This is a genomic window from Vibrio sp. M250220 (assembly GCF_036533795.1).
GTDB lineage: Bacteria > Pseudomonadota > Gammaproteobacteria > Enterobacterales > Vibrionaceae > Vibrio.
On sequence record NZ_JATABI010000015.1, the window covers coordinates 31,706 to 51,239 of the forward strand.

The 19,534-nt window shown below is 44.9% G+C and carries 21 protein-coding genes; 3 read left to right on the forward strand and 18 right to left on the reverse strand.

Features of this window, described 5'->3' with window-relative positions; translation table 11 throughout:
* Positions 1-5: 5 nt before the first annotated feature.
* The 16 genes from QTN94_RS07780 to nrfB all read right to left on the reverse strand — a co-directional run bounded on the left by QTN94_RS07780 (position 6) and on the right by nrfB (position 15,711).
* Positions 6-1,472, reverse strand: a complete 1,467-nt coding sequence (locus tag QTN94_RS07780) for a sigma-54 dependent transcriptional regulator (RefSeq protein WP_331427357.1) — start codon at positions 1,470-1,472, stop codon at positions 6-8.
* A 271-nt stretch (positions 1,473-1,743) separates the two neighbouring features.
* A complete protein-coding gene (fliS, locus tag QTN94_RS07785; protein ID WP_138973737.1) occupies positions 1,744-2,154 on the reverse strand; it encodes a flagellar export chaperone FliS in 411 nt (136 codons plus the stop codon).
* A 16-nt stretch (positions 2,155-2,170) separates the two neighbouring features.
* Positions 2,171-2,494 carry a flagellar protein FliT gene (locus tag QTN94_RS07790; protein ID WP_331427358.1) on the reverse strand — a complete coding sequence of 108 codons (324 nt, stop codon included), beginning with the start codon at positions 2,492-2,494 and terminating at the stop codon, positions 2,171-2,173.
* Positions 2,481-4,502 (reverse strand): flagellar filament capping protein FliD, encoded by a 2,022-nt coding sequence (gene fliD, locus QTN94_RS07795; protein ID WP_331427359.1) that lies wholly within the window; start codon positions 4,500-4,502, stop codon positions 2,481-2,483. Before fliD ends, QTN94_RS07790 begins: the two co-directional genes overlap by 14 nt.
* 19 nt (positions 4,503-4,521) lie before the next feature.
* Positions 4,522-4,950: a flagellar protein FlaG gene (flaG, locus tag QTN94_RS07800; protein WP_331427360.1), complete on the reverse strand. Its 429-nt coding sequence runs from the start codon at positions 4,948-4,950 to the stop codon at positions 4,522-4,524.
* Positions 4,951-5,021: 71 nt separating this feature from the next.
* Positions 5,022-6,155, reverse strand: coding sequence for a flagellin (locus QTN94_RS07805; protein ID WP_331416432.1), 1,134 nt, complete (start codon positions 6,153-6,155; stop codon positions 5,022-5,024).
* 227 nt (positions 6,156-6,382) lie between these two features.
* Positions 6,383-7,516 (reverse strand): flagellin, encoded by a 1,134-nt coding sequence (locus QTN94_RS07810; RefSeq protein WP_269377876.1) that lies wholly within the window; start codon positions 7,514-7,516, stop codon positions 6,383-6,385.
* Positions 7,517-7,768: 252 nt separating this feature from the next.
* Positions 7,769-8,902, reverse strand: a complete 1,134-nt coding sequence (locus QTN94_RS07815; RefSeq protein WP_331427361.1) for a flagellin — start codon at positions 8,900-8,902, stop codon at positions 7,769-7,771.
* A gap of 128 nt (positions 8,903-9,030) precedes the next feature.
* Positions 9,031-9,933 carry a Dyp-type peroxidase gene (locus tag QTN94_RS07820; protein ID WP_331416435.1) on the reverse strand — a complete coding sequence of 301 codons (903 nt, stop codon included), beginning with the start codon at positions 9,931-9,933 and terminating at the stop codon, positions 9,031-9,033.
* Positions 9,934-10,015: 82 nt separating this feature from the next.
* Entirely contained in the window at positions 10,016-10,474 is a 459-nt protein-coding gene (locus QTN94_RS07825) for a DUF2919 domain-containing protein (protein WP_138973729.1), read from the reverse strand.
* Between the two features lie 108 nt (positions 10,475-10,582).
* On the reverse strand, positions 10,583-11,050 hold the full coding sequence (nrfF, locus tag QTN94_RS07830) for a heme lyase NrfEFG subunit NrfF (RefSeq protein WP_331427362.1): 468 nt from the start codon (positions 11,048-11,050) through the stop codon (positions 10,583-10,585).
* Positions 11,050-11,586 carry a DsbE family thiol:disulfide interchange protein gene (locus tag QTN94_RS07835; RefSeq protein ID WP_331416437.1) on the reverse strand — a complete coding sequence of 179 codons (537 nt, stop codon included), beginning with the start codon at positions 11,584-11,586 and terminating at the stop codon, positions 11,050-11,052. The genes nrfF and QTN94_RS07835 overlap by 1 nt, the downstream gene beginning before the upstream one ends.
* Positions 11,564-13,459 carry a heme lyase CcmF/NrfE family subunit gene (locus QTN94_RS07840; RefSeq protein ID WP_331427363.1) on the reverse strand — a complete coding sequence of 632 codons (1,896 nt, stop codon included), beginning with the start codon at positions 13,457-13,459 and terminating at the stop codon, positions 11,564-11,566. The genes QTN94_RS07835 and QTN94_RS07840 overlap by 23 nt, the downstream gene beginning before the upstream one ends.
* Before the next feature lie 2 nt (positions 13,460-13,461).
* Entirely contained in the window at positions 13,462-14,433 is a 972-nt protein-coding gene (gene nrfD / locus QTN94_RS07845) for a cytochrome c nitrite reductase subunit NrfD (protein WP_331427364.1), read from the reverse strand.
* A 2-nt stretch (positions 14,434-14,435) separates the two neighbouring features.
* Positions 14,436-15,122 carry a cytochrome c nitrite reductase Fe-S protein gene (nrfC, locus tag QTN94_RS07850; protein ID WP_331427365.1) on the reverse strand — a complete coding sequence of 229 codons (687 nt, stop codon included), beginning with the start codon at positions 15,120-15,122 and terminating at the stop codon, positions 14,436-14,438.
* 1 nt (position 15,123) lies between these two features.
* Positions 15,124-15,711: a cytochrome c nitrite reductase pentaheme subunit gene (gene nrfB, locus QTN94_RS07855; RefSeq protein WP_331427366.1), complete on the reverse strand. Its 588-nt coding sequence runs from the start codon at positions 15,709-15,711 to the stop codon at positions 15,124-15,126.
* 539 nt (positions 15,712-16,250) lie between these two features.
* Between nrfB and nrfA the strand changes: the two genes are divergently transcribed.
* Complete coding sequence (gene nrfA, locus QTN94_RS07860) at positions 16,251-17,615, forward strand: ammonia-forming nitrite reductase cytochrome c552 subunit (RefSeq protein WP_443088785.1); 1,365 nt, start codon at positions 16,251-16,253, stop codon at positions 17,613-17,615.
* Positions 17,616-17,703: 88 nt separating this feature from the next.
* Here nrfA and QTN94_RS07865 read toward each other — a convergent pair whose 3' ends face one another.
* Positions 17,704-18,255: a TPR domain-containing protein gene (locus tag QTN94_RS07865; protein ID WP_331427378.1), complete on the reverse strand. Its 552-nt coding sequence runs from the start codon at positions 18,253-18,255 to the stop codon at positions 17,704-17,706.
* A gap of 60 nt (positions 18,256-18,315) precedes the next feature.
* Here QTN94_RS07865 and QTN94_RS07870 point away from each other — a divergent pair, with 60 nt between their 5' ends.
* Positions 18,316-18,651, forward strand: coding sequence for a DUF2956 domain-containing protein (locus QTN94_RS07870; RefSeq protein WP_331427368.1), 336 nt, complete (start codon positions 18,316-18,318; stop codon positions 18,649-18,651).
* Positions 18,652-18,692: 41 nt separating this feature from the next.
* On the opposite strand, the gene QTN94_RS07875 is transcribed toward QTN94_RS07870, so the two are convergent.
* Positions 18,693-18,980, reverse strand: coding sequence for a winged helix-turn-helix domain-containing protein (locus tag QTN94_RS07875; RefSeq protein WP_331427369.1), 288 nt, complete (start codon positions 18,978-18,980; stop codon positions 18,693-18,695).
* A gap of 204 nt (positions 18,981-19,184) precedes the next feature.
* On the opposite strand from QTN94_RS07875, the gene QTN94_RS07880 reads away from it, so the two are divergent.
* A complete protein-coding gene (locus tag QTN94_RS07880) occupies positions 19,185-19,532 on the forward strand; it encodes an ArsC family reductase (RefSeq protein ID WP_331427370.1) in 348 nt (115 codons plus the stop codon).
* Positions 19,533-19,534 lie beyond the last annotated feature (2 nt).

Here is a 19,534-nt window from a genome sequence, read left to right on the forward strand (position 1 = left end):
CGTTACTAACGCTGTAGATTGTACTTTCTCATTTTCTCAACCAAAGTCGTGCGACGCATGCCGAGCATATCCGCAGCTCGTGCCACAACACCACCTTGTGCTTCTAACGCTTGGTTAATCATATTAACTTCAAGATCTGCAAGCATCTCTTTCAAGTTCACACCTTCTGGCGGTAAACTTTGTGGCGCGTTTTCGTGGTCGTGGAATAAGTCATTGGATTCAAAACTAAAACCTTCAGTAAAGATATCCTGTAGCGCATCGCGTTCTAGCTCTTCAACCGAATCCATCTTGTTGTACTCTGGCTGGAACTCTGGAATATCGCTGTATCGATATTTAGTTGGTAAATGATTCACATCAACCAAACTATTTGGATAGAGAATAATCATACGTTCAACTAGATTTGCCAATTCGCGTACGTTGCCTGGCCACTCATGTTCCATTAGTGAATTAATCGAGCGAGGCGTAAAGCAGATAGGTTGAGCGCCTTCAGACTCCATTCGAGTCATCAACTCTTGCAACAACAGCGGAATGTCATCTTTTCTGTCGCGTAACGCTGGCATCTCAATAGGAAAAACATTGAGTCGGTAGTAGAGGTCTTCACGGAAAGACTCATCATTGATCATCGTATCGAGATCACGATGAGTTGCAGCAATAATGCGCACATCCACACGAATCGTCGTGTTACCGCCAACGCGTTCGAAACAACGCTCTTGAAGTACACGTAACAGCTTAACCTGCATAGGCATTGGCATATCGCCAATTTCATCCAAAAACAGGGTTCCACCTTCAGCAAGTTCAAAACGGCCTTTACGTGATGTAATCGCACCAGTAAACGCCCCTTTCTCATGACCGAATAATTCGCTTTCCAATAAGTCTGGCGGAATAGCACCACAGTTAATCGGTACAAATGGTCCGTTTCTACGTGCTGAATGGTAATGGATATTGCGCGCCACCACCTCTTTGCCAGTACCAGACTCGCCGAGGATCAATACGTTAGCTTCAGTACCTGAGACTTGCTCTATAAGGTATCTAATCTCTTTGATGCCATGACTTTGGCCGACCAAACTGCGGAAAAGTGTATTTTTACGTGACGAAGAAGGTACATTAACCCCTTTACGACCAAGAAAATCTTTACAGTGGCGTAGGGCTTCACTTAATTGCGGATAATTTAGGGGATACTCCAGATCACCGACATAATTTGTCAGGTCTTCTACTGGATAGGAATGCTTTCCTGCAATCAGCAACGGTATATGGTTGGCCTTGGATAGCTTGTCACTCAGCTTGGTAGATAACTTCTTGTCGTTAAGAGAACCTAGAATACAGCCAGCCCACACTCGTGACCAATCCAGATCATCGAGTTGATCAGAACTGATGGCCTCACACTGTTCTCCAACAAATTCTAAAATATTACTTAGATTGATACGTGCTTGCACATCATCTTCAATCACAAGTAGTTTCGTTAAACCTTGCATAGGTGAGATTGTTTGCCTTTATTGTAAAACGTTGTGGCTGGATAATTATTTCTAACGTCATTTGTAACTATAGATCAGATACATCAGACAATTGACAAATATCAGCAACAAAAAAAGCCACTGACCCGTTAGTAACTTCTATTCTATTTGATAAAAAAAATAAGGCAACAAAGCAATTACTTGATGTGGCGTTCAACCAAAAGCTAATCAGTCATAATATTTCATTCATCACACATTTCTATACAAAATGTATGCAAACATTCGCTTAACGCTAGATTCCGACGTCACCCGCGGTGAGGTTGTGATATTCGTTCGGAATCTGATCCCATGCGGATTTAATTTCTCTTATGATTTCAATCACATCATCAATCGGCTGTGGATCATTGCGATGATTCGCATCTGTGATCTGAGTGATCATAAACTCATAGAGCTGATCTAGGTTTTGAGCAATGTCCCCACCGTCATCCATAGAAAGACAGCTACGCAGGCTGATAATGATGTCCAGCGCTTTACCTAGGCGCTCGCCTTTGACAGGAATATTGCCCGCTTGCATCGCCGCTTTGCCTTGAATCAAACGTTCAATAGCGCCAGCCATTAGCATTTGAACAATTTTATGCGGGGAGGCCGCACTGAGCTGGCTATCAACCGATACCTTCTTGTAAGCCTGTAATGAACCACGCATGACAACCCTCTTAAGTTTATAAAAATTTTTGATACTGCTGAACTGATCGTTTACCGTGACGATACTTTTGCAGCGCCACACCTAGTTCAGCAGTTTTACTACTCATTAACTCTACAACAGTTTGCGTTCTTTCAACCGCGTCGTACCACTGTTGTAACTTGGCAAGTTCTGGAGACGAATGAATCGCTGCCAATAAACTTTGCAATATCTGTTCCCTTATATCGACCAGCTTAACGATTTCTTCAGTCGATAGTTCAATCGCTGTAAGGGCTTCACTAATTATTTGATCAACTTCACATAATTCATTGAGCCGTTGCTCAAAGTCTCTATCCGAGGGCATTCATCATCCCCGCTAATTGAGACTGCATCTTACTGGTCGCATCTTGCATTGCCGTAAATTTGGCATGAGTGCGTTTTTCCAAGTTATCCATTCGACGGTCAAGTGCCGCTTGGTCATCTTGTAGTCGGTAAGTACGCTCAACCATACTGCGCTCGCGATTACGAATCGAACCAGTAACGCCAGTCAGACCTTGAATCGCATCCTCGACTTTCTTAGCGAACCCCTGATTACCGCCAAAAAATTCTTCGAGCTTATTAAAGTTATTGTTCAACTGACGATCTAACATATCGTAGTTGATTTCCAAATTACCCTGTCTGGTCGTCGTAATGCCAAATTCGGTAAGGGTTTTTAAATCCTCTGGGGCTGGCTCGACACGTGAAGAGAATACGGCTTTTAAACGCGAATCTGCGCTACGGACAATACTATCACCAGCCAGCGGCCCTGCCATTCCAGTCCGAGGATCAACACCCGATAACTCCTTCGTCACTTGATAGAACTGATTGTAAGCAGCGACGAACTGTTCAATATCTTCACGTACGCCTTGTCGGTCATACTCAATATCGATTTCGGAAATCGGCTTACCTTTTTCAGTTCGCCCTTTTAGAGTCAGGTCAACACCATCAATTGCATCTTCAATAATGTTGTTGTTGCTGGAAAGTTGAGCAACGCCATCAAGTAACACTTTTGCATCTTGCGCAGACTGTACTTCCGTCATACCACGATAAGTATCAAATGAACGCTGCGCTGCCTCGAGATCGGCTTGCGCTTGATCGATACGCTCAAGGTACTCACGCTCTTCCTGCGGCAACTTGGCGCGCTCCATCTGTTTTGCTTGTTCAGGCGTCAACTCACCAGAAGCAACACGCTGAGCCAGTGCAGACTGTTCATCGGCCACTTTTTTCTCTATACGGGCTTTTTCTGCATCCAGTTTAGCTTGGGCTTCTTTGGGTGTGACGTACGAATCAGTTAGGGTTCCTGATGCCGTGTTTGACCAGCCTGGTACGTCTGGCGCTTTCTCTTTCGCTTTCGCATCTAGTTGAGGTTCTGGTTCCCAGTAAGAATCGAGCAAAGTGCCCGAAGCGGTTTCACTCCAACCAGGAATACGCTCTTCTGGTTTAAGATACTTGTTTGCCTCAATCCCCGCATTTGCTGCCGCTGTCGTTGCAGCTTTAGACATTTCATTATCGGGCGTGGCCTCTTTGGCTGCGTTGGGATCTGCATTAATTGCCGCTTGCTTTGTGGTATCGGCAATCTCTTGATCGACAAGTTTTGCCGCGTCGATGATTTTTTGAGCGACTTTATCGGCAACTTTTTTCTCTGCAGGAGTGAGAGGGGCAATCAATTCTTGAGCCGCAGCACGTGCGCGTTCAAGATCTTTGACTCGTTGCTCTAGCGTTTTGTATTCGAGTTGTTTGAGCGAGTTACCCGGCTGGGCATCCACTTGCATTGAGATTTCATTGTCGCCACCGGATACGTTCGAGGCAACAATAAGACGGGGACCATCGACATCGTTAATGATTGCCGCACGGACACCCGGATTAGATTTACTGCCGTTGATACCGCGAACGATATCAACGAGCTTAGAATTCTCTTGTACATCAATAGAGAATTTTTTTTCACCCAGTGAAATCTGCAACTTGCCCGGTCCAAATTTCGCATCTTCTGGCAAAACATCAGACGCAATTTTGTGACTTTGGGCAAGTTGCAACACATCGATAGCATATCGACCAGCGATAGCATCAGTGGTTGCCGTCGCGGATACGACAGTGTCGTCTGTTGACGCCACTGTTCTTGCGGCGAAAGCTTTCTCATGACGAAAGCTCGCCATCAAGTTTTTCATCGTATCCAGCGACTCTCTGAGCCGGCCATAAGCACTGATACTGGAATCAATTTGGGTGCGCTCACTGTCGATACGTTGCTGTTTAGGAACACGCTCTGAATCCACAATTTTGCTGACCATAGAATTGATATCCATGCCAGAATTCATGCCTATAGGGCCAAAACTCATTCACTCACCTCAAGTACGATTACACCGTTTGGTTAACAAGCCCCGATGAATATCGGGCCGTCTGTTCCCTTAGGCGTCGTAAGATCTCTAACATTTCCTCATCGGGTATCTGACGAATAATATCACCAGTATCCGCTTCATATATCGTTACAACATCTCTACCGGACTCTTCGTCCACCCTAAAGGATAAGCCCTTATTGATAGATGATATGAAATCATTCATCTGCTCAACAATCCTTTCACGCTCCGCCCTGTTTAGCTTCTCCCTCTCTTGCGAGGCTTCGATGGCTTTTTCAACAGTTTGAGACGCTTTTTCGCTTACCTCAGTTGTAGAGACCTGCTCCTTTTGCGAGGAAACTTGCTGTACACCATCGTACTTATAAGCAAGTTTAGTGCCACTTTCTGAGCCATAAGGCTGGATGTTCGATGTGTAGGATGGTATTTCCATAACGATCTCCCTTCCACCTTAGCAGGTCACAACATAATGTTGTACCAATAAGCTCCTGTCGAACCTATCGATTAACCTAATAAGCTAAGTGCTGCCGATGGGGACTGCTTAGCTTGCGCTAGGACAGATGTACTCGCTTGCTGAAGAATTTGCGATTTAGTCATCGCAGTAGTTTCTCTCGCATAGTCTGTATCAACAATCCGGCTACGAGAAGCATTAACGTTCTCATTGATGTTGTCTAGGTTACTGATCGCGTGTCCAAAACGGTTCTGGAATGCACCCAGTTCAGCACGTTGGCTGTCAACCGTTTTCAAAGCGCCATCAATAACAGAAACAGCAAGCTGAGAACCTGCTACTGAAGTAACGTCAACATCGGCAACTGTTCTCTCTTGAGCAGCACCGAAACCGATTTCTGAACCTAAACCACCACCGATTGTGACATCTGTGGCAACCTTATTCGAAGCAGCAAACAGTTGTAGTTTACCTTCTTCACCTACCGAAGCTTTTACATCTTCACTCTGACCATTAATGTATGTTGCCAACTGCTCCATATCGTCGCCAGCTTTAGCATTAATCGTGAGCTCTTTTGCCTCACCATGTACATCAGTATAACCTAGGGTAAGATCAGTCGCTCCTGAAGAGACGGTCCAATCCGATGCTTTGCCATCTTGAGCAATGTACGCTTTACCACCCATATCTATGGTGTCAGAACGCATATTCCCCATCGATAGTTGAACAGCTTCACCTGAGCTCGCACCAATTTGGAAAGATTGACTGCCGAATGTACCGTTAAGCAGTTTATTACCACCAAAAGAGGTCGTTTCTGCAATTCGGTTTAATTCGTCGTTAAGAGCGGTTACTTCTTCTTGAATAGCAATACGCTCTGAACGAGAGTTAGAACCATTCGAAGATTGAAGTGCCAAATCACGCATACGTTGCAGAATGTTGGTTGTCTCATTCATCGCACCTTCAGCTGTCTGTGCAATAGAGATACCGTCATTCGCATTTTTTACGGCCATGTCTAAGCCACGGCTTTGCGAGTTCAAGCGGTTTGAGATTTGTAGTCCAGCAGCATCATCACGGGCACTGTTAATTTTGTACCCCGAAGATAGACGCTCCATCGATTTCTGCATGCCATCAGTCGCACCATTAAGGTAGCGCTGAGCAGTCATCGCAGACACGTTCGTGTTTACGTTAATTGCCATATTTGATCTCCTTAGGCATTAGGGCGATGCATCTCAGCGTCTCTCACCTCGCTTTGACACATCTCATTTCTCTCAATCCTTTAACGGCCCGCTAAAAAATACCTTTAGAAATAAATTTCGTTTTTTTTTAATTTTTAACGCACGACGTAACATTTACTTTAGAGATCAATAAGTTAGTAGAAACAAAAAAATCCAGCCGAAGCTGGATTTTTTGATCAAGGTCTCAATTAACCTAGTAGGCTTAGTGCCGAGTTTGGCGCCTGTTTTGCCTGTGCAAGGATAGAGCTTGAAGCTTGAGACAGAATTTGAGTCTTGGTTAGTGCAGTTGTCTCTTTAGCGAAGTCTGTATCTTTGATACGGCTCTTAGACGCATTCACGTTTTCGTTGATGTTGTCTAAGTTGTTAATCGCGTGGTTGAAACGGTTTTGGAACGCACCAAGTTCTGCACGGTGGCTATCTACGTATTTCAGTGCTGCATCAACAATCGCTACAGATTCTTGCGCGCCACCTACAGATGTTACGTCAATAGTATCAACGGTTACTGCTTTGCCTTCACCCATGCTTAGTTCACCCGCTAGACCGCCAGCAAAGCTTACTGCGCCTTCAACTTTGTTGTTACCAGCGAACACTTGTAGCTGACCATCTTCGTTTACTGACGCTTTAACCATGTCAGTTTGACCGTTGATGTAAGTCGCTAGCTCTTCGATGTCATCGCCAGCTTTAGCAGAAATGTTGATTGTCTGCTCAGCACCGTCTTTTTCAGTCAGTGTGATTGTTAGGTCATTAGCACCCGCTTGAACAGTCCAGTCTTTATCTTTGCTGTTCGCAGCTTGGTAGCTAGTACCGCCCATGCCGATGTTGTCACTGCGCATGTCGTTCAGAGTTAGCATTACTGCTTCACCGTTGTCAGCACCGATTTGGAATGACTTAGTCGCGTAAGTGCCGTTTAGTAGCTTGTTACCACCGAATGAAGTGGTTTCAGCAATACGATTTAGTTCATCGTTAAGTGCTGTCACTTCTTCTTGGATTGCAACACGCTCTGATTTCGAGTTTGAACCGTTCGCAGATTGTAGCGATAGGTCACGCATACGTTGCAGGATGTTCGTTGTCTCGTTCATCGCACCTTCAGCAGTTTGCGCGATAGAGATACCGTCGTTAGCGTTACGTACTGCAACATCAAGACCACGGCTTTGAACGTTTAAGCGGTTCGAGATTTGTAGACCCGCTGCGTCGTCTTTAGCGCTGTTGATCTTTGAGCCAGATGACAAACGCTCCATTGAAACTTGTTGTGCGTTGTTTGCGCTGTTTAGGTAACGCTGTGCTGTCATTGCTGCTACGTTAGTATTTACATTCACTGCCATGGTGATTTCTCCGTTTGATTTTCCGATGTATCCGGTTTCCGACGTCTCGGAAAACCAAGGTTTGTAGTTCTCTCAAAAGTTACTTTTATTAACGGCGCGGTTTCGAAAACCTTGAGTATTTTTTTGGTTTTTTCTTAAAAAAAATACATTTGGCAATAAAAACGTGACTAAGAGATAAAAAGAGTAAAAAAAGTCATTTTTTCGCTAAAGCTTCATTTAGGTCTGTCGATAATATTCTCTTTTTTTTGAGAATCAGCCTAGTAGCGTCAGCGCCAAGTTTGGCTGCTGTTTAGCTTGAGCCAGTATTGACGTACTGACTTGTTGTAAAATCTGTTGCTTGACCATTTGAGTTGTCTCTTTCGCGTAGTCAGTATCTTTAATTCGGCTATTGGAAGCCGATAGATTCTCGTTGACGTTGGAAAGATTATTAATCGCATGGTTGAAACGGTTCTGCATTGCACCGAGTTCGGCACGGTGACTATCAACATACTTTAAAGCGGTATCAATAATCGATACCGCGCGTTGGGCACCGCCTGCTTGTGAGATATCAATATTATCAACCGCTTCATAACCAGCCAGATTCATGCTGAGTTGGTTTGCCAAGCTGCCTGAGAAAGAAACGGTTCCTGAAGTTTGCTTACCTGCCATAAAGATTTGCAGTTGGCCTTCTTCATTGACTGACGCGGAGACTTTATCGGTTTGCCCATTGATATAAGTGGCAAGTTCCTCGATATCGTCACCCACTTTAGCGGTAATATTGATGGTCTCTTGCTTACCTTGAGCATTGGTGTATTGCATTACCAATTTATTGTTGCCCTGAGCCACTTGCCAGTTACTGTCTGCTTTACCTGCTGCGATGTAACTGAAGCCACCCATGTCCAAACTGTCTGAACGCATGTTCTTGAGTGAAACTTGTACCGCTTCACCTGAACTGGCACCAATTTGAAAAGAAGAAGACGAAAACGAACCATTGAGTAATTTTCGACCACCAAAAGAGGTGGTTTCGGCGATTCTGTTCAATTCATCGTTTAAAGCGCTCATTTCCTCTTGCAAGGCATCTCGCTCAGCTCGACTGTTTGAACCATTCGCAGATTGAAGGGAGAGGTCACGCATACGCTGAAGCAAGTTGGTGGTTTCGTTCATCGCACCTTCTGCCGTCTGCATAATCGAAATACCGTCATTGGCATTACGCATAGCGACATCTAACCCTCTCATCTGTGACTCAAGGCGATTGGAAATCTGCAACCCTGCTGCATCATCTTTAGCGCTATTAATACGATTCCCTGAAGAGAGTCTCTCCAGAGATTGATTCAGCAGATCGGTCGCCTTCGACAAGTGTCGTTGCGCTGTCATTGCCGAGACGTTCGTATTCACCGTGATTGTCATAAAGTTGCGTTGTCCTCTTTCTGGTTACTCTCTTTATCGGCAATCTGAGGTTTTCTTTAACAAAAAAATAAAAAGCCGAACCCTTGGGTTCGGCTTTAACTGATTAACTAATAACGGCTTACGCCTGACTACTTTAACTTGAGATCTGCCAGCATTTGAGCTGAAGGAGCAAAGAAGTAAGCACCTGTCACGGCATGAGTAAAGCGCAGCAGTTGGTCAGTTTTGCCATCCGTTACGCCATACATACTTTCTAGCATAGCTTTGAAGTTGTGTAAGGTGTTGCAGTAGGCAATAAATAGCAATCCATGCTCACCAGAAACACTACCATATGGCAAGCTGTGGCGAACAATTTTAAGCCCTTTGCCTTCTTCTTTGATATCGACACGACCAACGTGTGATGCCGCTGGCACATCATCTAACTCAACGGAGTCAGGCTTAGTTCTGCCAATCACCTTCTCTTGTGCCGACACATTGAGGCGGTTCCACGAAGGAAGGTTATGGATAAAGCGCTGCACCATTACGTAACTACCACCCGCAAACTCACCTTGTGGAATGATAGCCACTTCTTCTCGCTGAGCCTGTTTCGGGTTTTCGGTTCCATCAACGAACTCGGTCATATCACGAGAATCTAGATAGCGGTAACCGTAGGTCTCATCAACAACCGAAACCTGTTCAGACACTTCAGCGAAGAACTTACGAAGTAGGTAAAAATGCAGATCATGACGATTTGAGTGACAATGAATCAACACATCAACGTCTGAGCTTGGTGCGACGACATCCCCTTCACCTAGTTGTGGGAAATCGATCAGTTCCGCTGGCATGGCAACATCTAGCTTGCTCCAGAACGCTTTAGTGAAACCAATGGAAAGTGTCAGTTCCGCACCAGGTTGCTGGTCGTTAAGCTGTTCAACCAATGCTGGGAGCGCTTTTAACTGCTCTAAAACGTGTTGTGGATTTTGAGTCACCTTGAGCAAGGTGTATTGTGCGAATGGTCCAGCTTCAGGAAGGATAGCACTTTGAGGGTATGACATTTTTATTTCCTCACTAATATTTTTTGCTCAGTGTATTTCGTTTTGATTTCAATATATTGACAACGATCATCGCTTCGAACGATCACTGTGTAGCAGGGTTGTGAAAGCAGTCTCTTACACTACGGCTTTTCGCTACGTAGAGAATAAACCATAGCAGGAGTAGCATCACGGCACCATTAGCCCAGCTGAAGGCCCCATGAGTGAGGTAGACGTGATAGAACGTTTGTGCCAACTGCGCACTTGCTGTAACCAGAGTCACACTTTTTCCCCATGAGACGATTTGGTTGACCCAACTCCGCTCTGGACTACGTAAGCTAATCATCCACATCAGGGCTATGCTAGGAACACCCATCGCAAGTCCGAGATAAAGCATGCTGTGATCAGGATAAACGATGGATAGAATCTTACTCCCACTGTCACGGCTGGCTCCGGCTACAACAAATACCACCCAAGCCTTGGCCATAAACAACCAGCCTAACCAAAGAAGTCTTGGGGCTTTGAGAAAACCGTGTTGGTCATATTGTTCGATTGCGTAACGCACTGATATCTAACTACTGCTATGAATACAAACCCCACTCTATACCAATGAGCAGAATTTTCTATCAGTAAATTGTCATCTTTACTCGTCGTCTTACACCAGAGCTTCGCTCTAACTCTCACCACTCGCTGATGAACGGCGGACACGTATCATAGATACAACGAGAAATAGAACCAGCAATAGGACTGGCGCAAGCCACAAGAGTGCGTTCGACCAACTGAATGATGGTTTATATAAAACAAACTCACCGTACCGGGCGGTCATAAAGTTCACTACTTCCTGCTCACTCTCGCCTTGGTTGATTTTTTGAAACACAATCAGCCTTAAATCTTTGGCAATTGGCGAATTAGACTCTACCAAATTCTGATTCTGACACTGTGGACAGCGCAGTGATTTCGCTAGCTCAATGGCGGTCTTTTGCAATTGAGGTGTCTTAAACTCAAACAGCTCAACCTGAACATTTTGCTCATGAGTCGCTGCTACAAAAAGGGCTTGCTCTTGCGCAGACGCATAAAAACTCAGCATTGAGCACAACGTTAAACATAACAGACGAAATAGTGGCAGATACCGAACGGGCATTAACTGTTACTCTGATCGAAATAAAGGGAAAAATGTTTGCGCCAAGCTTGTTCGCTTAATAGTCCGGAATGCTTGTAAACAATCTCACCGCGGCGTGTTACGAGGTACGTCTCTGGTGTGCCTATCACACCAAGATCCAGGGATAACTTTCCCTTTGGATCAAAAATAACATCAGTGTATGGATTGCCGAGTTGAGCCAGATAGTTAACGGCTCCCGAACGATTGTCTCGATAGTTAAGCCCAACAATCGGTACACCTTGCTTTTGCAACTGATTGAGATAGTCATGTTCTTGACGACATATCCCACACCATGAAGCCCAGACATTCACCAGTTGATACTCGTCAGTAAACAGCTCAGGACTCTGTTTGATTTGTTCACTGATTAACAGTTCCACTGGCATACTGGGAAACGCATGTACAACAGGGCTGGTTTGTGAGCCAAGCTGTTGCGAGTTTAGCCCCGCGATAAGAAAGCCGATAAAACCAGCTAAAACTGCAATGAATACGGCGATTTTATGCCTGCTTGATAACGCCATGTACTGCCTCTTTGCGTCTTAGAGATAACAGTGGGAAAACCGCCCCCAACATTGCCACCAAAGCCCCACCCCATATCCAACCAATGTAAGCTTTGTACTGAATTTTCACCGCATAGGCGCGAGAATCTACTTTGCTACCGAGCGTAACATAGTAGTCGCCATACCAAAAAGACCGAATAGCGGGCTCACTCATATTCATTACGCGCACGGGATAATGGCGACGCTCCGGAATCAAATCGAAGCTGTTGTCCTGATTAGAAAAGCGCAACCATGCTTGCTCCGCCGTATAATTGGGGCCAATAGCCCAACGAGTCTCAATGTAATCAACCTTCCAATCGGAAAATGTTATTGATGAACCATCCGCCATCTTAAAACTCGCTTGATAGGAGTGCTCGGCATTCATGACCGCGCCGACCGCACTTATCGCAAGTCCGATATGGGCAAGTACCATAAATAGGCTGCGAGATTGTTGCAGCCAAAAAAGCACATGACTCAATACGACCCAAACGCCAAGTCCCCATATAATCAACAGTAAAGGTGAAGGTTGATCGACCTGCACCCAATACGCCACACAGCCAACCAACATTGCCCCGGTCAGCATTAACAGCAACTGAGTAACAGAGTAGTAGGCACCATGATGCCATTTCAAAAGCGGAACAAAACCCATGAGCAACAATGCAATGACCGTCAGTGGGAGAAATAAAGTATTAAAATAAGGTGCACCTACCGAAACGGAACCTAAGCCAATCAACTCATAAATCATTGGGTAAAAGGTGCCGAGAAACACGGTGAAACTTGCGACAGCTAACAACCCTACCGAGGCAGTAGCCAAGTAACTACGACTGAATATCGCTTTGATAGTTTTGCTTTTGACCACCTCGCCGCGTTCAAACAGCAGTGAGAATGAGCAAATTAATGTCACGGCCAAAATAGCCAGTAAAGCGATGCCTTTACTCGAATCGACAGCGAATGCATGAACAGACGTCAGTACACCAGAACGAACAATAAAGGTTCCGAGGATACTGAGACTAAAAGTGATAAGCGCAAGAATCAAGGCGGCTCGTTTCTGCTGCTCATAACGACGCGTCGCTAACATAGCATGGAGCAATCCAGTCCCAGTTAACCATGGCAGTAGAGAGGCATTTTCGACGGGATCCCAGAACCACCAGCCGCCCCACCCCAATTCGTTATAAGCCCACCAAGAGCCGACCACAATGCCAAGGGTTAAAAATGCCCACGCTGAGATAAGCCAAGGTTTTGCCAACTCAACCCAGTTTTGGAAAAAGCTTGGCTGCATCAAAGCGGCAAGCGCAAACGCTAGAACCGTCGAAAATCCGATATAGCCTAAATAGAGCAAAGGAGGATGAAAAATAAGCCCAACATCTTGCAGCATTGGGTTTAAATCTCGTCCCTGTTCAAGCCAGTTATCCGCATAGCCAAACGGGTTAGACGCTATCAAAGTAAACCAACCAAAAGCGGCAACAAACAACCCCATAATCCACAGTACATCCTGTAAATACGCATGGGGTGCAGAACGAATAAATGAAATACAGCCAGCCCATACCGCTAGGGTGAACACCCAGAACAGCATTGACCCTTCATGCCCCCCCCAAACCGCCGCAACCTTGAAAAACTGCGGGAGCGCGGTATTTGAGTGAGACGCGACATACTGAAACTGAAACTGGTCGCTAATAAATAAGTAAGCTAACAAAACAAGGCTCAATGACGCAGCCACGCCATTGAACCTTGCAAGGAATGATAAAGAGAGTGTGTTGCCATGGCGAAGCCACTTTTGCAATGCATATTGAACACTAGCTGCCGTACTGGAAAGCGTTACCAAAACCAGTGCCAAATGGCCCAACTCTCCTACCATATTTATACAACCGTCATTTGACCAGCATAGAGAATAAACGTACGTAACATCAGTACGCCAACCAAACTCAATGTTGTTACCATCAGGATATAACCACCATTGTGACGTGTTTCTTTTGGTGTCACCGTATTAAGGGTTAGCGGCAGTACCATACCAATCAGCACGACACCAAACCAGAACCAGTTGGACCAAAAACCGCCACCAATTGCATTCCAAGCCGCTACTTCATTTTGGCCACCACTAAAAATTAGGCCAGTAAAGAAAGTGACCAGTACAAAAAGCTCAAACATCACAACAGGGCGCTCAAAGCTATGTACCCAAGAAACACTTGGGCTTGTTGCAGACTCTTTAAAGACTAAGATGCCAAACATCAAACACGCCGCAGCACCAGATGACAGACTTGAGAACAAGAACAGTATCGGCAATACAGGGTTATTAAGCATTGGATAGGTTTTCAGAGCAGACAACAGGAAGCCTGTATACGCCGCTAGAACAATCGCTAGGAAGCCCAAAAATAGCTCAATAGCGTTAGAGAACTTACCTGATTTAATCAAGAAGCCATCGGCAAAATCAAGCAATTTACTCGGCAGCTTACCATCACAGAATTGGATAACTTGGTGACGGAATAAGATCCCAATCCAAATGAACAATACGATCATGTAGACCTGGAAGAGAATAACACCCATCGACATTACCGAACTTGGGTTATAGAAAATCATAATTTTCCAAAACGACAAAGGCTTGGTTAAGTGGAAAATCAAAATTGTCAGTCCCGAGATAATGCCAAATGGTGCCAGCCAAGCCATCGCCTTGATAATGCCATTATTAGCCGGATCGCCTTCGATCACTTTACGTTTTAGATAAAGCGAAATCATTACCGCACCAGCAGACATACCAGCGAGGAATAGATAGATTGCGATGATCCAATCCCAAACCAGAGAGTCAAAGTGGAATGCACTTTCAAAACCATTCATTATCAGATCTCCCCTTTCTGGTGAGGCACTTTGTATAGCTTAGGCTTAGTGCCAAGATGTACCTTGTCGCGGTACACAACTTCACTGTTCAATACCTGATTTATCTCACTGTTTGGATCATTGAGATCACCAAAGGTCAACGCCTGCGTCGGGCAAGACTCAACACAAGCAGGAAGCTTGCCTTGTGCTAAGTTTGTGTCACGACAGAAGTTACACTTGTCAGCGGAATGGTCTACAGGATTAAAGAAGCGAACTTGATAAGGACAGGCCGCTAAGCAGTAGCCACAACCGACACACTTCTCTTTGTGTACATCAACAATGCCAGTCTTCTCATCTTTGTATGCCGCCCCAGTTGGACAAACATAAACACACGGTGGGTTTTCACAATGTTGACAAGATTTGCGAGTAAAACGGTAATCAACATCAGGAAACTCACCCTGTGGTTCACTGCGAATAATCTCAAGGCGAGATACACCTTCCGGAACGTTGTTTACTTCACGACACGCTTCAGTACACGCAGTACAGCCGATACAAGCTGTTTCATCGTGAATCATGCCGTATAACTTGTTGCCATCCTGCTCAACATTCGCCAACGTTTTTCGGCTATTGAACACCGCGGCTCCTGCCACACCTGTAGTGAAGATCACAGCGCCTGCGCCGGTTAAGAAGTTTCGTCTAGAACAACTCATACTACTTCTCCTTCTTCAACTGGTTAAAATCGGCGTGACAATCCACACAAAGCTTGATGCGCTCTTTCTTCTCAAGAGCCAACACTTTAGTTTTGTTTGCATGCACATCATGACAATTTGAACAGGTGAGATTTTTTGCATGGACATCATGAGTCCAGCTGTTATCACGCAGTTTTTCTGGTGTGTGACAATCGGCGCACTGACTATTGGCTTTAAGAATCTCTTGTGGATCAAGGAAGACTTTATCGGTTCCCGATGCAGATTGAGCACTAGAATATTTAGTAACTTGCAGCGCACCCTCTCGGTGGTCTGGTCCTATATTGTTGTGGCACTCAGTACAGTTGACTTCTCGCCCCAGTTTTTTAAGTGCGTCTTCGCCATGAGAACCCGCGAGTGTTTGTTTAGAATCCTTATGACATTGAATACACTTATAATCTTTGTCACGGATAAGCGTGACTTCATGACGTGCTGATGTTCCTTCAGACTGCACAGTTGAAGTGTCGGCAACGGCATGAAGAGAATAACCATAGAGGCAAAATGCTAGAAGGGACTTAAGCATTATGACTATGGCCAACTTTATATTGCCCATATTATCCTTTCCTTATTCCCGTACCATTTACTGATTAAACAATAAGTTGATATACGGTTTAAAATTAAAGTCTTTCGATGTGCGATAAAAAACACACCAAATGAGATCAATTCTTATTTTGGATAAGCCACAACGCTATTAAGAATATAGTACTCCTCCTACACTAAAGAGGTACATTAAACTGTTCAAAATTCGATCTGAATCACCGAATAGTTTTTCACCAACCCGCACTAAGTTATTGATGATAATAAGTTTCATTAAGTAAAGACAACCAAGCAAATACCTCCAAAGAGGTATAGAAACACTAATTTGAACTGGATCACTGTCCAAAATTGATCTTGAACAATGATGGATTATTAATAAGTTATTTAATTTATTTCTATTTATTACAATGTATTTCAGTTTCTCCAATTCTTAGTTTGGAATATAGCCAGTTCACAACGCTGCTAATAAAAACAGAATACGGAGATAGCACTGTGAATAAATTGCATTGGATACCAAAATCCGCTGCAGCATTAGCAATTGTGGTTAGCTCACTAATGAGCGTCACTAGCTTTGCTGCGTCCGACGAAAAAGGCTTAATTGATCCTCGTAATGATGCCTACCAACAACAGCACCCAGACCAGTACGAGTCTTGGAAAGCGACGTCAGAAAGTGAACATATTGAAGACGCGCTAGCAGAAGATCCCAACATGGTTATCATGTGGGCTGGTTATGGCTTTGCTAAAGATTACAACAAAGCTCGTGGTCACTTTTACGCATTAGACGATGTTCGTCAGACTCTGCGTACGGGTGCGCCACAAGACGAAAACTCCGGTCCAATGCCAATGGCATGTTGGAGCTGTAAAAGCCCTGACGTCGGTCGTGTGATTGACGAGCGTGGTGAAGATGGCTACTTCGAAGGCAAATGGGCTCGACTAGGTGATCAGATTGCTAACCCAATTGGTTGTGCCGACTGTCACGACACTCGTAGCGAAGCGTTCAAAAATGGTGAACCTGCGCTTGCATTAGCCAAACCATATGTTGAACGTGCATTTCAGGCCATCGATAAACCGTTTGAAAAACAGTCTCGCCTCGATCAGCAAGCTTCGGTATGTGGACAGTGTCACGTAGAGTACTACTTTACTGGCCCTAACAAGTCTGTGAAGTTCCCATGGGATCGCGGCACCACTGTTGGCGAAATGGAAGAGTACTACGACGCACTTGGCTTTAAAGACTGGACACACAAAGTATCTAAAGCCCCAATGCTGAAAGCGCAGCACCCAGGTTACGAAACTTGGCGCGACGGTATTCACGGTAAGAACAAAGTCGCTTGTGTCGACTGTCATATGCCTAAAGTGACCAAGGAAGACGGTACCGTCTACACAGACCACAAAGTCGGTAACCCATTTGACCGCTTCGAAGATACCTGTGCAAACTGCCACACTCAGTCTAAAGATCAGCTACGTGACATCGTTTCAACCCGTAAGGCACAAGTACTAAACATGAAACTGACTGCCGAGAAACAAATTGTCGCGGCTCACTTTGAAGCAGGTGCTGCGTGGGATGCCGGTGCAACCGAAGAGGAAATGAAAGACATCCTTCAAGACATCCGTCATGCTCAGTGGCGCTGGGACTACGCTATCGCCTCTCACGGTGTTCATATGCACGCACCTGAAGTGGCACTTGAAGTACTCGGTACTGCGGTAGACCGCGCTGCGGATGCTCGTACTAAGATCGTCCGCCTCTTGGCGAAGAAAGGCATCACAGAACCCGTTGAACTCCCTGACATTTCAACTAAAGCGGCTGCTCAAAAAGCACTTGGTATGGATATGGATAAGATGAATGCTGAGAAAGAAAACTTCCTCAAAACCGTCGTTCCAGACTGGGAAAAAGCGGCAGAAGCACGAGAATCAAAATACTAACTAAAGCATGAGAATAAAAAACCGGCGAAATACGCCGGTTTTTTATAAGCCTTTCACTCGGCTCAAACACTCTCTCAATTCGGGCTATTTAGAGCATCGCTTTCGCTTGGTTCAAAGAGTGAATAATCGACACGCGATCTAAATCCGTGCTGTTAGAATCCAGCATTTGTGTCCAAATATCGATCGCTTGTTGATAACGCAAACTAATAAAGTGGTCGCCCGCTATCAGAGCTAATGCTGTGAGATTGTTGGGTTCAAGGTTTAGGGCCTGAGCAAGCAAAGCATCCACTTCGTCAGTCATCACTTGTTTTTCTAAATAATAAAGCGCACTGGCTTTGGCTGCTAACTGACTCGCTGACGGTGTGTCGCTTAACCGTATCGTGTAGTCAAAGCAGGTAAGAGCGGATAGAAACTCCTGCTTGTTCATATAACCATGACCAAGCTGGTACCACAATTCAGCTTGGTTGGGATCTTGCTTGAGCTGCTGCTGCAATGAGCTCATCCAATCAGAGGAAGTGATTTGTTCGATCGGCTCAGAGGGGGATGGTTTGTCTCCCTGCCACCACAAAGACAAAGGTATTGCCAGCATTAAACTCGCAATCAAGGTTCGTTTCATTGGCATACCCAAGCTTTTGATCATCATTTGATAACTATAACGTGTTAGGATGTCTGCATCCTTGATCTAGCTAGACCTATCAACATGAAACACAAAGTTGTTCCCTCTCAGGAAACACAACAAGATGCAATGAAAATTGCCAAGGCTACGCAAAAGCCCGGTCAAACCAAAGAGCAAACTAAACTGATTGCTCAAGGGATCGAAAAAGGCATTGCGCAGTATAAAAAGCAACAAAAAGAGCGTTCTCGTCAGGCAGATAAGGCGAAGAAAAGAGTTCAGAAAGCCAAGCAACCGACTCAGCAATCAGAGCCATTGCCACAACTGGAGCAAGAACCTGTTTCGGCTAAATCATCAATACTTCCGTGGTTATTACTCATCGTAAGTTGGATAGGATTCTTTATTTATGTTACTCAGAAATAAAAAAAACCTAGCGATTAACTCGCTAGGTTGATGATCCTCGTTTAAGCACTAAAACCTAAACTGGCGGCAATATCCGATCTTCGATCGGAAACCCATTGGCTATCGAACGGTCCCCAATCCGATAGTTGATAATAACCATCGTTGTGACGCCTGCCATCTTGGACAAACATCAGCTCAATGCCAATCCCCGGTAATGCTTTAATCACGTCTTGAATGGTACGACGCGGCCAGCCTGTTTGCTCAATCAGCTTGGGCACATTTGGGCGCTCTAAGTTTTCAACAAGCAGTGCAAGATACAAGCGCCTTGCAAAGACAGGACTCAATTCCATTGATACCTCCTATAAATTTCTAGAGTCATTATTTCTGTTTTGTCTCGGCGTGTGTTGCGTTCGATCAAAAACTCTACGATCGTCATCGTTTGAAACATCTTTTTTTAGCTCAATGAAATATATCCATCACACTTTTGTCTCGCTGTGTAGTTCCTGCTAGGATGCAGAAAACATATTAAAAAAGTCACTTTCGAAGGTTCTAGTATGACAATCACCATGTATGGCATCCCTAACTGCGACACCATCAAAAAAGCTAAAAAATGGCTTGAGGCAGAGGGAGTGGAATACAATTTTCACGATTACCGCAAACAAGGTATCGACAAAGCGATGGTTGAGACATTTTGTCAGCAACTTGGCTGGGAGAACGTCGTCAATAAACGCGGCACAACCTTTCGCCAACTCTCTCAAGAGCAAAAAGACAATCTTGACCAAAACAGTGCGATTGAACTGTTGGTAGAACAACCAGCAATGATCAAGCGCCCTATTCTGGTTGCCAATGATACCTACCACCTAGGTTTTAAAGCCGACCAGTACGCCGCTATTTTTTCATAACA

Excerpts from the sequence above, each read along its gene's own strand:
- QTN94_RS07790 (WP_331427358.1), bottom strand. The coding sequence starts at position 2,494 with ATGCCCTCGGATAGAGACTTTGAGCAACGGCTCAATGAATTATGTGAA.
- QTN94_RS07810 (WP_269377876.1), bottom strand. The coding sequence starts at position 7,516 with ATGGCAGTGAATGTAAATACTAACGTAGCAGCAATGACAGCACAGCGT.
- QTN94_RS07835 (WP_331416437.1), bottom strand. The coding sequence starts at position 11,586 with ATGGCGTTATCAAGCAGGCATAAAATCGCCGTATTCATTGCAGTTTTA.
- fliS (WP_138973737.1), bottom strand. The coding sequence starts at position 2,154 with ATGCGTGGTTCATTACAGGCTTACAAGAAGGTATCGGTTGATAGCCAG.
- QTN94_RS07840 (WP_331427363.1), bottom strand. The coding sequence starts at position 13,459 with ATGGTAGGAGAGTTGGGCCATTTGGCACTGGTTTTGGTAACGCTTTCC.
- QTN94_RS07780 (WP_331427357.1), bottom strand. The coding sequence starts at position 1,472 with ATGCAAGGTTTAACGAAACTACTTGTGATTGAAGATGATGTGCAAGCA.
- nrfC (WP_331427365.1), bottom strand. The coding sequence starts at position 15,122 with ATGAGTTGTTCTAGACGAAACTTCTTAACCGGCGCAGGCGCTGTGATC.
- nrfB (WP_331427366.1), bottom strand. The coding sequence starts at position 15,711 with ATGGGCAATATAAAGTTGGCCATAGTCATAATGCTTAAGTCCCTTCTA.
- nrfA (WP_443088785.1), top strand. The coding sequence starts at position 16,251 with ATGAGCGTCACTAGCTTTGCTGCGTCCGACGAAAAAGGCTTAATTGAT.
- nrfD (WP_331427364.1), bottom strand. The coding sequence starts at position 14,433 with ATGAATGGTTTTGAAAGTGCATTCCACTTTGACTCTCTGGTTTGGGAT.
- QTN94_RS07820 (WP_331416435.1), bottom strand. The coding sequence starts at position 9,933 with ATGTCATACCCTCAAAGTGCTATCCTTCCTGAAGCTGGACCATTCGCA.
- fliD (WP_331427359.1), bottom strand. The coding sequence starts at position 4,502 with ATGAGTTTTGGCCCTATAGGCATGAATTCTGGCATGGATATCAATTCT.
- nrfF (WP_331427362.1), bottom strand. The coding sequence starts at position 11,050 with ATGCCCGTTCGGTATCTGCCACTATTTCGTCTGTTATGTTTAACGTTG.
- QTN94_RS07815 (WP_331427361.1), bottom strand. The coding sequence starts at position 8,902 with ATGACAATCACGGTGAATACGAACGTCTCGGCAATGACAGCGCAACGA.
- flaG (WP_331427360.1), bottom strand. The coding sequence starts at position 4,950 with ATGGAAATACCATCCTACACATCGAACATCCAGCCTTATGGCTCAGAA.
- QTN94_RS07805 (WP_331416432.1), bottom strand. The coding sequence starts at position 6,155 with ATGGCAATTAACGTAAACACGAACGTGTCTGCGATGACTGCTCAGCGC.
- QTN94_RS07875 (WP_331427369.1), bottom strand. The coding sequence starts at position 18,980 with ATGGAATTGAGTCCTGTCTTTGCAAGGCGCTTGTATCTTGCACTGCTT.
- QTN94_RS07880 (WP_331427370.1), top strand. The coding sequence starts at position 19,185 with ATGACAATCACCATGTATGGCATCCCTAACTGCGACACCATCAAAAAA.
- QTN94_RS07865 (WP_331427378.1), bottom strand. The coding sequence starts at position 18,255 with ATGATCAAAAGCTTGGGTATGCCAATGAAACGAACCTTGATTGCGAGT.
- QTN94_RS07870 (WP_331427368.1), top strand. The coding sequence starts at position 18,316 with ATGAAACACAAAGTTGTTCCCTCTCAGGAAACACAACAAGATGCAATG.